Annotated in this window: 12 protein-coding genes and 5 tRNA genes; 15 read left to right on the forward strand and 2 right to left on the reverse strand. The window is 62.3% G+C overall.

Annotation, left to right across the window (positions count from 1 at the left end; all coding sequences use genetic code 11):
- Positions 1-79 precede the first annotated feature (79 nt).
- The 15 genes from FRC98_RS19220 to rplL all read left to right on the forward strand — a co-directional run bounded on the left by FRC98_RS19220 (position 80) and on the right by rplL (position 9,258).
- The gene (locus FRC98_RS19220) at positions 80-1,819 is read left to right on the forward strand and encodes a proline--tRNA ligase (protein WP_146983089.1); all 1,740 of its coding nucleotides are present in this window, start codon (positions 80-82) and stop codon (positions 1,817-1,819) included.
- The gene (pyrF, locus tag FRC98_RS19225; RefSeq protein ID WP_146983091.1) at positions 1,816-2,574 is read left to right on the forward strand and encodes an orotidine-5'-phosphate decarboxylase; all 759 of its coding nucleotides are present in this window, start codon (positions 1,816-1,818) and stop codon (positions 2,572-2,574) included. Before FRC98_RS19220 ends, pyrF begins: the two co-directional genes overlap by 4 nt.
- Positions 2,571-3,305 (forward strand): 23S rRNA (guanosine(2251)-2'-O)-methyltransferase RlmB, encoded by a 735-nt coding sequence (gene rlmB, locus FRC98_RS19230; RefSeq protein WP_146983093.1) that lies wholly within the window; start codon positions 2,571-2,573, stop codon positions 3,303-3,305. Before pyrF ends, rlmB begins: the two co-directional genes overlap by 4 nt.
- A gap of 131 nt (positions 3,306-3,436) precedes the next feature.
- Positions 3,437-3,509, forward strand: a tRNA-Thr gene (locus FRC98_RS19235).
- 57 nt (positions 3,510-3,566) lie between these two features.
- A tRNA-Tyr gene (locus tag FRC98_RS19240) sits at positions 3,567-3,648 on the forward strand.
- 42 nt (positions 3,649-3,690) lie between these two features.
- A tRNA-Gly gene (locus FRC98_RS19245) sits at positions 3,691-3,763 on the forward strand.
- 47 nt (positions 3,764-3,810) lie between these two features.
- Positions 3,811-3,883 (forward strand) — tRNA-Thr (locus FRC98_RS19250).
- Positions 3,884-4,047: 164 nt separating this feature from the next.
- Positions 4,048-5,241 carry an elongation factor Tu gene (gene tuf, locus FRC98_RS19255; protein ID WP_146983094.1) on the forward strand — a complete coding sequence of 398 codons (1,194 nt, stop codon included), beginning with the start codon at positions 4,048-4,050 and terminating at the stop codon, positions 5,239-5,241.
- 125 nt (positions 5,242-5,366) lie between these two features.
- Positions 5,367-5,439 (forward strand) — tRNA-Trp (locus tag FRC98_RS19260).
- A 124-nt stretch (positions 5,440-5,563) separates the two neighbouring features.
- Positions 5,564-5,953, forward strand: a complete 390-nt coding sequence (secE, locus tag FRC98_RS19265) for a preprotein translocase subunit SecE (protein ID WP_146972330.1) — start codon at positions 5,564-5,566, stop codon at positions 5,951-5,953.
- A 12-nt stretch (positions 5,954-5,965) separates the two neighbouring features.
- On the forward strand, positions 5,966-6,520 hold the full coding sequence (gene nusG, locus FRC98_RS19270) for a transcription termination/antitermination protein NusG (RefSeq protein ID WP_146983096.1): 555 nt from the start codon (positions 5,966-5,968) through the stop codon (positions 6,518-6,520).
- Positions 6,521-6,735: 215 nt separating this feature from the next.
- A complete protein-coding gene (rplK, locus tag FRC98_RS19275) occupies positions 6,736-7,179 on the forward strand; it encodes a 50S ribosomal protein L11 (RefSeq protein WP_115607580.1) in 444 nt (147 codons plus the stop codon).
- The gene (gene rplA, locus FRC98_RS19280) at positions 7,172-7,873 is read left to right on the forward strand and encodes a 50S ribosomal protein L1 (protein WP_146983098.1); all 702 of its coding nucleotides are present in this window, start codon (positions 7,172-7,174) and stop codon (positions 7,871-7,873) included. The genes rplK and rplA overlap by 8 nt, the downstream gene beginning before the upstream one ends.
- Positions 7,874-8,270: 397 nt before the next feature.
- Positions 8,271-8,795, forward strand: coding sequence for a 50S ribosomal protein L10 (gene rplJ / locus FRC98_RS19285; RefSeq protein WP_146983100.1), 525 nt, complete (start codon positions 8,271-8,273; stop codon positions 8,793-8,795).
- Positions 8,796-8,877: 82 nt separating this feature from the next.
- The gene (gene rplL, locus FRC98_RS19290; RefSeq protein WP_146983101.1) at positions 8,878-9,258 is read left to right on the forward strand and encodes a 50S ribosomal protein L7/L12; all 381 of its coding nucleotides are present in this window, start codon (positions 8,878-8,880) and stop codon (positions 9,256-9,258) included.
- A 784-nt stretch (positions 9,259-10,042) separates the two neighbouring features.
- Here rplL and FRC98_RS19295 read toward each other — a convergent pair.
- Positions 10,043-11,374: an anti-sigma factor family protein gene (locus tag FRC98_RS19295; protein WP_146983103.1), complete on the reverse strand. Its 1,332-nt coding sequence runs from the start codon at positions 11,372-11,374 to the stop codon at positions 10,043-10,045.
- A gap of 131 nt (positions 11,375-11,505) precedes the next feature.
- Positions 11,506-12,192, reverse strand: coding sequence for an RNA polymerase sigma factor (locus FRC98_RS19300; protein ID WP_146983105.1), 687 nt, complete (start codon positions 12,190-12,192; stop codon positions 11,506-11,508).
- Positions 12,193-12,618: the final 426 nt, after the last annotated feature.

Genomic DNA, 12,618 nt, shown 5'->3' on the forward strand with positions numbered 1-12,618 from the left:
AGGCGTTTATATGCGCCTGCTCGCGCCACCGGTGCGCCCGAACTGGCCCAACATAACTGCAGAAGATGGAACGGAGCCTATGCGACTCTCCACGATGTTTGTCCCCACTCGAAAAGAAGATCCGGCGGAGGCCGAGGTCGTCAGCCATCAGCTCCTGGTTCGCGGCGGATTTATCCGCATGCTGGCGCGCGGGATCTATGATTTTCTGCCGCTGGGCTGGCGCAGCGTACGCAAGATCGAGCAGATCGTGCGCGAGGAGATGGACCGCGCCGGCGCCCAGGAGGTGCATCTTCCGGCGGTGCAACCTGCCGAGTTGTGGCAGGAGTCGGGACGTTGGACGCATTACGGCGCGGAGCTTCTGCGCTTTCGCGATCGTAAGGGCGCGGAGTTCTGTTTCGGTCCGACCCACGAAGAGGTCGTGACCGACATGATCCGCGGTGACGTGAAGAGCTACAAACAGCTCCCGCTCAACGTCTATCAGATCCAGACGAAGTTTCGCGACGAGACGCGCCCCCGCTTCGGGCTGATGCGCGGGCGCGAGTTCATCATGAAGGACGCGTACTCCTTTGATGTGGATGAGGAGGGCGCGCTGCAAAGCTATGACGTGATGTTTGAGGCCTACCACCGCATCTTCAAGCGGCTGGGGCTGGAGTATCGGGCGGTGGAGGCCGACACCGGTAACATCGGCGGGAGCCGCTCCCATGAGTTCCAGGTGCTTGCGGAGACGGGCGAAGACGAGATCGTCAGCTGCACCGAGTGCGGCTATGCGGCCAACGTGGAGAAGGCCGAGATTCGCCTGGAGGTTGCCGAAGCCGGCGAGCCCAGCGGCTCGGAGCTTGCGACGCTGCGCACCCCGAAGGCGCGTACGATCGAGGAGGTTTCGGCGTACCTGAAGCGCCCGGCGCAGCTGATCGTGAAGACGCTCGTGTATATGGCCGACGAGAAGGCGCTGATCGTCCTGACGCGCGGCGATCACCAGGTCAATGAGCTCAAGCTCAAGGCGTACCTCAACGGAGAGCTGGGGCGCGATGTTCAGGAACTTCGCATGGCCAGCGACGCGGAGGTCGAGGCGTTGACCAAAGCGCCGGTGGGTTTTGCCGGCCCGGTGGGCGTAGAAGGCGTTGAGATCATCGCGGATCTTGCGGTGGAGCCGATGGTCGATTTCATCGTCGGCGCGAACCTCAAAGACAAGCACCACGTCAACGTCAATCACGGGCGCGACTTTGAGGTCAGCGCGTTTGTGGATCTTCGCCAGGCCGGCGCCGGCGATATCTGCGGGCGTTGCGGCGGCACGCTGGAGGCGCATCGCGGCATCGAGGTGGGCCACGTCTTCTTCCTGGGCGACAAGTACTCCAAAGCGATGAACGCCAACGTGCTCGACGAGAACGGTGAGCATCGCCCGATGCAGATGGGGTGTTACGGGATCGGCGTGACGCGAATTCTGGCGGCGGTGATCGAGCAGAACCACGATGATGACGGCATCATCTTCCCGATGGCTGTGGCGCCCTATCAGGTGGTGATCTGCCCGCTGCACCTCAAAAATGAGCTTGTGGTCTCCGAGGCCGAGCGCATCTACAACGAGCTGCAGGCCGCCGGCGTGGAGGTGATCCTCGATGATCGCGATCTTCGGGCGGGCAATAAGTTCAAGGACGCCGATCTCATCGGGATCCCGGTGCGTCTGACCCTGGGTGGACGGGGCGTGGAGAATGGGGAGGCGGAGCTGAAGATGCGGCATCAATCCGAAAACGAGATGGTGCCCTTGAGCGAGGTTGTGGACCGCATCAAAGCGTTGATTGAGGACGCGCGAGGGGAACGATGAGCGATCTGGGAGCTCGCGCCGCGGAGCTGGTGCGCGAACGGGTTGTCGTGGCGCTGGACTTCGACACCCTGGAGGAAGCACTCCAGCTTGTGGACACGCTTGGCGAGCGGGTGGCGCGTTATAAGGTCGGGATGCGACTGTTTACGCGCTATGGCCCGTCGATCCTGCAAGCGCTGGAAGCGCGGGGAGCGAAGGTCTTTCTGGACTTGAAGTTCCACGACATCCCCAGCGTGGTCAGTGACGCGTGCGCGGCGGCTGCGGAGCATCCCAGCGTCTTTATGCTGACGGTCCACGCCAGTGGCGGCGAGGCGATGCTGCGGCAGGCAGTGCGGGGAGCGGAGCGGGGGCGCCCCGATGATCCGCCGCTTGTGGTGGCGGTCAGCGCGCTGACCAGCCTCAAGTCTCGGGAGCTCCCCTCGGTGGGGGTGGGCATGGGGGTGACCGACTGGGCGGAGAAGCTCGGCGCGCTGGCGCTGAAGTCGGGGGTTGATGGTGTGGTCTGTTCGGCGCATGAGGCCGAGGGGCTGCGCGCCCGCGTTGGCGCGAAGCCTGTGCTGGTGACCCCGGGCATCCGTCTGGAAGATGTGCACATCGCCGGCGACGATCAGGCACGCACGATGACGCCCGGGCGCGCGATGGCCTCGGGGAGCACGTATCTTGTGATCGGCCGCCCGATCTATCAGGCGCCCGATCCGGGCGCAGCGGTCGACGCGGTGTGCGACTCGGTGGTGAGCTGGTTGGAGGAGATCCGATGATCGTTTTTGGTGTGCACCCGGTCGAGGAGGTCCTCGCGAGGGCACCTCGTTCGGTCGAAGAGCTCTACGTGGTCGGCCAGCTGGGCGATCCGAAGTTCGAGAAGATCGCACAGGTAGCTGAGGATCGACGTCTGAGCGTGCGCTCTGTGAGCGCAGAAGAGATGGATGAGCTCTGTGAGGGAAACCATCAACGCATCGCCGCGAGGGTGGGCTCCTTTCCCTACGCGAGCCTGGGGGAGGTGATCGAGCGTGTGGGCGATCGCAGCCCGGCGTGTGTGCTGGTGCTCGAGCAGGTGCAGGACGCAGGGAACCTGGGCGCGATCCTGCGCAGCGCGGCCGCGTTTGGCGTGGACGCGGTGATCGTGGCCAAAGATCGCGCCGCAGGCGTCAGTGCGGCGGTGGTGCGTGCGTCTGCGGGCATGGCGTTTCATGTGCCGGTGGTGCAGGTCACCAACATCGCTCGTGCGTTGCGTGAGCTTAAGGAGGCAAACTTCTGGGTGGTTGGCACCCTGGCCGAGGGAGGAAGCGCGCTCTGGGAGCAGGACTGGTCGATGCGTGCGGCGCTGGTGATGGGCGGAGAGCATCGTGGGATCCGCCCGAACGTGGCCAAAGAGTGCGATTTCAGGGTGACGATTCCCCTTCGTGAGGGCGTTGAGAGCTTAAATGTGTCGGTAGCGGCGGCTGTAGCGCTCTACGATCGCGCACGATCGCTAGGAATGACGCCGAAATGAAGGAAATGACGTGGAGTGAAAAAAGCGGTCGCTTTTCGCTTGACACTCTTTCGAGGGGACTATATCTATCTGCCCCTGCTGACGGGGCCGCACAACGCAAGACGCGGTCATCGAAGTAACCGACAGCGTTTGCTGGCGTAGCTCAATTGGTAGAGCAACTGCCTTGTAAGCAGTAGGTTGCAGGTTCGAGTCCCGTCGCCAGCTTTTTTCGAGAAATGAGGTTGACTCGGCTCTCGAAGTCACATAGTAGGAATCGCGCCCGGTGGGGTTCCCGAGCGGTCAAAGGGACCAGACTGTAAATCTGGCGGCTCAGCCTTCGCAGGTTCGAATCCTGCCCCCACCATGAGAGACGTTCTGACCGAAACGAAAAACCGGGTCAGTCAGCGCGGGAGTAGCTCAATTGGTAGAGCATCAGCCTTCCAAGCTGAGGGTTGCGGGTTCGAGTCCCGTCTCCCGCTCTCAAACATAGCGAGTCAACGATGCAGCGACGTTGATGAGCGTTCATGCCCTCGTAGCTCAGCAGGTAGAGCACTTCCATGGTAAGGAAGGGGTCATCGGTTCGAATCCGATCGAGGGCTTACGGCAAAGCCACTGGACGCATGAGCCCCTGGAGACAGGGGCTCAGCGATGTTGTCAGGTGGCAACGTCGTGCGGTCCAAAAGTGACCAGGCGCTGCCCGTCCAACCCAAGCATTTGTCCAAACGTACATTTGGCGTCCAAACCGCCAGAGGAGTTGAGAATCATGGCCAAGGAGAAATTCGAGCGCACGAAACCCCACGTGAACGTCGGGACCATCGGTCACGTCGATCACGGGAAAACCACCTTGACCGCGGCGATCACCCGAGTGCTCTCCGAGGCGTCTGGCGGTAAAGGTATGGCGTTCGACGAAATCGATAAGGCCCCGGAAGAGCGCGAGCGTGGTATCACGATCTCGACCGCTCACGTTGAGTACGAGACGGCCAACCGTCACTACGCTCACGTCGACTGCCCGGGTCACGCTGACTACGTCAAGAACATGATCACCGGTGCGGCGCAGATGGACGGCGCCATCCTGGTGGTTTCGGCCGCTGACGGCCCCATGCCGCAGACCCGCGAGCACATCCTTCTGGCCGGTCAGGTCGGTGTGCCGGCGATGGTGGTGTTCCTCAACAAGGCCGACATGGTCGACGATGAGGACCTGCTTGAGCTGGTCGAAATGGAAGTTCGCGAGCTTCTGAGCAAGTACGACTTCCCCGGCGACGACATCCCCATCGTGATCGGTTCGGCGCTTCAGGCGCTTGAAGGCGAGTCGGGCCCCTACGGTGCCGACGCCATCCTGAAGCTGATGGAAGAAGTCGACCGTTACATTCCGCTGCCCGAGCGCGACACCGACAAGACCTTCCTGATGCCGATCGAAGACGTGTTCTCGATCTCGGGTCGCGGTACGGTCGTCACCGGTCGCATCGAGCGTGGTGTGGTCAAGCCTGGCGACGAAGCTGAAATCGTCGGTCTTCAGGAGAAGCCGGAGAAGACGGTTGTTACCGCCGTCGAAATGTTCCGCAAGTTCCTCGACGCCGGTCAGGCTGGCGACAACGTCGGTTGCCTCCTTCGCGGTATCAAGAAGGAAGATGTCAAGCGTGGCCAGGTTCTGGCCAAGCCGGGCAGCGTGACCCCGCACACCAAGTTCGCCGCCGAGATCTACGTGCTGACCAAGGAAGAAGGTGGACGTCACACTCCCTTCTTCGCCGGTTACCGCCCGCAGTTCTACTTCCGCACCACCGACGTCACCGGTGAGATCATCCTGGAAGAAGGCGTTGAGATGGTCATGCCTGGCGACCGCATCACGGTTACCGCCAACCTGATCACCCCGATCGCCATGGAAGAAGGTCTGCGCTTCGCGGTTCGCGAAGGTAGCCGTACCGTCGGCGCCGGCGTCGTCACCAAGATCATCGAATAAGATGATAACGCGCCTCCCGGAGAATCTTCAGGAGGCGCGATATAGACCCGCAATGGGCCATCGTTGCCACTAACGATGAAGGACAGGGCGCCCCATGCGCCCTGTTCTACCCTGTAGCGCGGTTTAGGCCAGTAGCTCAGTTGGTAGAGCATCGGATTCCAAATCCGACGGTCGGGGGTTCGAGTCCCTCCTGGCCTGCTTCCCGAAGGAATCGGGATTTTACGCGCGGGGCCTCATTACGAGAGCCCCGTCTTTGTTCCCGGCGCCGGCAGCTCGCGATCACGATGAGCTGGCTAAGAGAGAGCGCCAAACGAGAGCAATTATGGACGTTTCGCGCCTGGTCACGCTGACGTATATCTCCACTGCGGTGGTGGCGTTCGTCATTTTCGACAAGACCTTCAAATGGATCTGGGCGTCGTTTGACGCGCTGTCCGAGTTCACGGTGATTCCGCCGATTCTGACGCTGACCACGACGCTGGCGATCGCGTCGGTGATCGGTCTGATCATGTGGATGAAGCGTCACCCGAAGGTCGATCCCTTCCTGACCGAAGTGATCATCGAGCTTAAGAAGGTCACCTGGCCGAGCTGGAAGGACACCCAGCGTTCGACGGTGGTGGTGATTATCTTCAGCATCATCCTGAGCTTCTTCCTCTGGGGATCGGACCAGATCTGGAAGCGCGTTACCGACTACATCCTCACGATCGGCATTTAAGGACGAACACGCATGGCATCTTCGGACACCAAAGAGTGGTACATCGTCCAGACCTACTCCGGGTACGAGAATAAGGCGAAGCTCGCCCTCGAAGAGCGCATTCGCTCGGAAGGGGTCGAGGACGATATCGGTGAGATCTTCATTCCGACCGAGACGGTCGTGGAGGTCAAAAACGGTAAGCGTCGCGAGCGTACCAAGAAGTTCTACGCGGGCTACATCTTCGTGAAGATGGTGCTCAGCGACCGGGCCTGGCACGTGGTCAAAAACACGCCGAAGATCGTCGGCTTTGTGGGCGGCAACCAGCGCAAGCCCACGCCGGTGCCGGAGGCGGAGTTCCGCAAGATCACCGAGCGCATCGAAGAAGGCAAGATGTCGACCGGCCCGTCCTACAACTTCCAGAAGGGCGATAAGATCCGCGTGATCGAGGGCAACTTCAAGGACTTCACCGGCAACATCGAAGAGGTGATGGAGGAGAAGGAGAAGTTGCGGGTCTTCGTGGAGATCTTCGGTCGTCCGACCGCGGTGGAGTTCGACTTCAACCAGGTCGAATCGGTCGCCGACGAGTGAGTCGCGAAAAGATAGAAGAAAGAAGCGTCGGGTCCTTGATCCGGCGCTTTTTTTATTGTAGTTGAGCGCTCCCCGCACCGCCTGTGGCCGTTGTGGCCAGGTCGAACATCCGGGGATTTTTTATGGCAGGAGTCTGCCGGTCGGGTGAGGTCACCGGGCCAGGAGGCAGACGCTGACTGCACGTCCGCATATGACGGGCGGAGAAGAGGAGAATCATGGCTAAGAAAGTCGTAGGACAGATCAAGCTGCAGGTACCTGCGGGCAAGGCGAACCCCTCGCCGCCCGTCGGTCCGGCGTTGGGCCAGCACGGCGTCAACATCATGGAGTTCTGCAAGGCGTTTAACGCGCGGACTCAGGATCAGCCCGGGATGATCATCCCGGTCGTGATCACGGTGTACGGCGACCGCTCGTTCGACTTCATCACCAAGACCCCGCCGGCGGCGGTGCTGGTGCTCAAGGAGCTGGGGATTCCCTCGGGCTCCGGTGTGCCCAACCGCGACAAAGTCGGTCAGCTCACCTATGAGCAGGTCAAGAAGATCGCGGAGATCAAGCTCCCCGACCTCACCACCGATGACATCGACGCGGCTGCGCGTACGGTGGCCGGGACGTGTCGTTCGATGGGTGTGGATGTGATCGGTATGGAGGTGGACAATGGCTAAGCGCGGAAAGAAGTACGCAGCGGCGTCGGCGAAGGTCGACAACCTGAAGCGTTACGAGCTTGAAGAAGCCGTTGCGCTGGTCAAAGAGATGTCGTTCGCGAAGTTCGACGAGTCGGTCGATGCGGCGATCAACCTCAACGTTAACCCCCGTCACGCCGATCAGATGGTGCGTGGTGCTGTCTCGCTGCCGCACGGCATCGGTAAAGACACCCGCGTGCTGGTCTTCGCCAAGGGCGAGAAGGCCAAAGAGGCCGAAGAGGCCGGCGCGGATTTTGTGGGTAGCGATGAGATCATCGAGAAGATTAACGGCGGCTGGACCGACTGGGACGTCACCGTGGCGACGCCGGACATGATGGGCCAGGTCGGTCGCATCGGTCGTGTGCTCGGACCGCGTGGTCTTATGCCCAACCCGAAGGCCGGTACGGTGACCTTCGACGTGGCCAAGATCGTCAAAGAGCTTAAGGCCGGTCGCGTGGAGTTCCGCGTGGACAAGGGCGGCATCATCCACATCGGTGTGGGCCGCACCAGCTTTGAGCCGCAGAAGCTCGAGGAGAACGTCGTGGCGCTGCTCAAGATGCTTGCATCTCTGAAGCCGGCCAGCTCGAAGGCGCCGTACTTCAAGAGCATCGCGCTGAGCTCGACGATGAGCCCGTCGGTCAAGCTGGACACCTCGTTTGCCCGCGACATGCTCTAAGATTGTGTGAGAAAGACGTCGGCCCCGACGGGGCCGACGTCTTTTTCGCAAAAAGCAGGACACGGTGCTTGACGGGGCCTTCGGGCTCGACTACGAAGAGCGCCGTCAGTCGGGTGACCCCGGCGATAACGCCCCGCGCGGCGAGTCTGTGCGGAGCGAAGACATAGAGTTGCTTTCGACATCGAAGAAGCAGGTGAGCGCATAAGGCGCTCTTAATGTCCCGCGGAGATGATCAGATGCGACCGATTGCAGTGCCGGTGTGTTTGCCGGCGGACTGGATGACGTTGACTGAGACCCTCCGCACCTTCGGTGCCGAGGGTTTTGTTGTTGGATGGCGTCGAGTTTTCAGGTCGCGGAAGCGACAGGAGAGCTCGAAGCGAGACTTTAAGGAGATGCGATGAATCGCGCGGAAAAAGAACAAGAAGTCGCGTCGATCCGCTCCGATCTCGAGCAGGCGAAATCCGTCATCCTGGCGAGTCATGTGGGCATGGACGTGAACACGGTCAACGAACTTCGCTCGAAGTTCCGCGCCGAGGGCGTTCAGTACCGGGTGGTCAAGAATACGCTGGCGAAGCTGGCGATCTCGGGCACCGACATGGAAGTGATCTCGGACATGTTTGTGGGTCCGGTGGCAATCGCGTTTAGCGAAGAAGATGCCGTCAGCCCTGCCCGAGTGATGAAAGACTTCGCCAAGGATCACGATGCCTATGAGGTGCGTGGTGGCTACCTGGACGGGACGGCGCTGGATGTAGCCGGCGTCAAGCGTCTGGCCGATATGCCGACCAAAGACGAGCTGCGCGCGAAAGTGCTCAGCCTGTTCACGGCGGTTCCCACCAAGTTTGTTCGCACGCTCAACGCCGCGCCGACGTCCTTTTTGCAGGTTCTTACGGCCCGCAAGCAGGATATCGAGCAGAGCGCCTGATCGGAGAGGGACGACCTCTTCACTCATTACGAAAAACACCAGAAAAGCTCGCGTGCTGGCGAGCGCTTAAGGAGAGAACACCATGGCTGATGTCACCAAAGAGCAAGTCGTTGAGTTTCTTAGCAACATGAGCGTGATGGACCTTGCCGGTCTTGTCGAAGAGCTGGAAGAGAAGTGGGGCGTGAGCGCCGCCGCTGCTGCTCCGGTGATGATGGCTGCTGGCCCGGGTGCCGGCGAAGCCGCCGCCGAGAAGACCGAATTCGACGTCGTTCTGGCCAGCTTCGGCGACCAGAAGATCAAGGTCATCAAGGCCGTCCGCGAGCTCACCGGTCTGGGTCTTAAGGACGCCAAGGATCTGGTCGAAGGTGCCCCCTCGACCGTCAAGGAAGGCGCGGACAAGGACGAAGCCGAGAAGTTCAAGGCTGCCCTTGAAGAAGTCGGCGCGACCGTCGAACTCAAGTAATCGCATGCTCCTGTGAGGGAGCGCGGTTATGGAAGTGCAAATAACCCCGATGCCTGTAGAGGCGTCGGGGTTTTTTGTTTGGTGGCGAGGGTGCCAGGCCTTCGTGCAGATGGAATCGCCGTGGTGCCAGGCACTCGTGCAAGTTCGAGAAGATCGGGTGCCAGGCACTCGTGCTAGTTTAAGAAGATCGGGTGCCAGGCAGTCGAGCAGGTTCGAGAAGATCGGGTGCCAGGCAGTCGAGCAGGTTCAAAAAGATCGGGTGCCAGGCCTTCGTGCAGGTTCGAGAAGATCGGGTGCCAGGCAGTCGTGCAGGATGGAATCGCCGTGGTGCCAGGCCTTCGTGCAAGTTCGAGAAGATCGGGTGCCAGGCAGTCGTTCAGGTTCGAGAAGATCGGGTGCCAGGCCATCGTGCAGGATGGAATCGCCGTGGTGCCAGGCCATCGTGCAGGATGGAATCGCCGTGGTGCCAGGCAGTCGCGCAGGATGGAATCGCCGTGGTGCCAGGCAGTCGTGCAGGATGGAATCGCCGTGGTGCCAGGCAGTCGTGCAGGATGGAATCGCCGTGGTGCCAGGCAGTCGCGCAGGATGGAATCGCCGTGGTGCCAGGCAGTCGTGCAGGATGGAATCGCCGTGGTGCCAGGCAGTCGTGCAGGATGGAATCGCCGTGGTGCCAGGCAGTCGTGCAGGATGGAATCGCCGTGGTGCCAGGCCTTCGAGCAAGTTCGAGAAGATCGGGTGCCAGGCAGTCGTGCAGGATGGAATTGCCGTGGTGCCAGGCGATCGATCAAGGGGAAGTGGCGTCGAACTCGCGTAGGATCGTGGCGGCTTGCTGGCGGGCCTGTTGTGCGGCGTCGTCGTTGCCGAGCTCTTCGTGGGCCCAGGCGATGAGGGTGTAGGCTTCGGCGCGGGCGCGGGGGCTGCTCGCGGTCGAGAGGGCTTGTGTGGCGTGGACCAGGGTGGTGGCCGGGTCGTCTTCGGCGCGGGCCTGGCGGGCGCGTTGAAGGGGGGAGGGAGCGGGTTCGGCGATTTCGTCGGAGGCGGAGATGTCGGCCTCGGCTGCGGCTTCGGAGTCGGCGAGCTCGTTGCTGGTGGAAGGTGCGGCGGAGCGCCGTTTGGGGGAGGCGCCTTCGGGTTGGGTCAGAGGGGCGGGCTCGGCTTGAGGTGCGGGTGCGCTGTCGCGCGTGGGGGCGTTGAAGATGCGATCTTCGGTTTCGGCGAAGGCATCTGCGCGTTCTTGAGGTGCGGCGGAGGCCCCCAGTCCGCCGCTGCCGTAGCTGCGGTCGAGAGGCCGGGGGGAGACCGCGGGTTGGGGGGCGCTGCGCGCGCCGCCGGTGGGGGTATCGGCCAGGGCGGCGCCTGAAGATGCGGCGGTGCGGTCGGCTTCGGCTCGAGTGGTGCGTCGCTGACGAGGCTGAGGTTCGGCTTCGCGTGCCGGGGCCTGGTCGGTGGTGACGACGGGTGCGGAGCGCCCCGAGGCGCGCGAGGGCCGGGCGTTTTGTGTGCGGGTGGAGGCGGGTGGTGCGTCGCCGATCGTGCCGACATTTTCGGCCAGGGTGTCTTCGGCTATTTCGGCTATTTCGGCTTGTTCGGCCTTTTCGACTGTTGCGGCTTCTTCGACAGGTGCTTCGTCGGCTGCGGGCGTGTGTGAACGCTCATCTTCCTGGTCGGTAGTCGGGGAAGATGATTCAAATGAGACGGGGGCGGCCATGCCGTGTTCGGCCAGGGGGGCGTGGTGTCGAGGGGCGGAGTCGAGTTGCAGGGTGCGCAGGATGCCGGCCACGCCGACGAGCAGGGCGGCGGCGACGAGGCTGTGGCGGAAGCCGGGGCTCTGCCAGGCGCGGCGCCAGAGGGACTGCCGGGGGTCGGGAGCGGATCGGGTGGGGGAGGGCGCGTGGGTGCGGGCGTCTTCCAGGATGAGATCGGTCAGCGTGGAGGAGACGCGGGCTGGCGGGGAGGTGTGTTGGGCGATGAGTTCGCGTGCTGCGCGCAGCTCCTCAAAGGCCGCACGAAGCTCGGGGTCGGCGTCGATGTCGGCGCGCAACGCGCTCGCTTCCTCGGGCGGAAGTTCGCCGTAGAGGAGGTCGAGGAGTTTATCGTGGGGGGCGTGCGCGCTCATCGCTAAAGGTTCCGTTTGCGGGAAAGGTTAGTTTTATGCGGCTCGAAGGCAGGTCGCATCGGGTCGCATGTCTGTAAACGCAAAGCGGGCGAAAAGGATCTAATTCCCTCTTCGCCGCGTCTGCCCAGGGGTCAGGGCAACATCTCGGAGGCTTCGTCGGCGTCAAAGCTGCGGGAGGCGAAGTCGGCAAGTTCGCCGCGCAGGGTTTGAAGGGCATAACGCATGCGGCTTTTGATGGTGGGTTCGGGGCAGTCGAGCATGTCGGCGATCTCGCGAAACTTCAGTCCGGAGATCTCGCGCAGGATAAAGACCTCGCGCTGATCTTCGGGGAGGTTGGCCAGGGCCCGATCGAGGCGGTCGCGGAAGACGAGGCGGTCGTGGTCGACGGAGGCCGAGCGGGCGTTTTCGTCGATCAGGGCGTCCTGGTGGGTGGCGCCCTCATCGTCACCCAGGGCGTTTTGTAAGGAGAGGGTGTGGGCGCGGCTGTGTTTTCTGGCGTGGTCGATGCAGAGGTTGCGGGCGATGGTGTAGGCCCAGGTGGTGAATTTTGCGTCGGGTGAATAGGAGCCGGCGCTCTTGACGATGCGCAGGAAGGTCTCCTGGAGGAGTTCGTCGGCCAGGGGAGGCTGGCGGCAGCTGCGCAGGATGAAGTTGTAGAGGGGGCCCTGGTGGCGTGTGACGAGCAGGGCGAAAGCCTGCTGGTTGCCGCCGGCGTAGCGGATCATCAGCTCTTCGTCACTCAGCTCGTCGAGAGCGGGAGCGTCGGCGTCGGCGCGGTTGCGGCGACCGAGCAAAGATTTGATGACGGCGAAGAGCATGATGCTCGCGTGGCGAGGGGGGTAGGGGCGGTGCGATGGCGAGTTTATCGGAGGAGGGGGTCAGGGGGCAACGGGACGCCGTGGTGCCAGGCAGTCGTGCACGGGGATGGAGATGTGCGGGGGCCAGGCAGTCGTGCGTGGTGATGAAGATGTGCGGGTGCCAGGCAGTCGTGCACGAGGATGAAGATGTGCGGGTGCCAGGCAGTCGTGCGTGGAGATGAAAATGTGCGGGTGCCAGGCAGTCGTGCGTGGTGATGAAGTAGATGAAGATGTGCGGGTGCCAGGCAGTCGTGCACGAGGATGAAGATGTGCGGGTGCCAGGCAGTCGTGCGTGGTGATGAAGTAGATGAAGATGTGCGGGTGCCAGGCAGTCGTGCAGGTAGATGAAGATGTGCGGGTGCCTGGCACTGCGGTTGAATGTTCAAG

The sequence above is a fragment of the Lujinxingia vulgaris genome (genome assembly GCF_007997015.1).
GTDB classification, from domain to species: domain Bacteria; phylum Myxococcota_A; class Bradymonadia; order Bradymonadales; family Bradymonadaceae; genus Lujinxingia; species Lujinxingia vulgaris.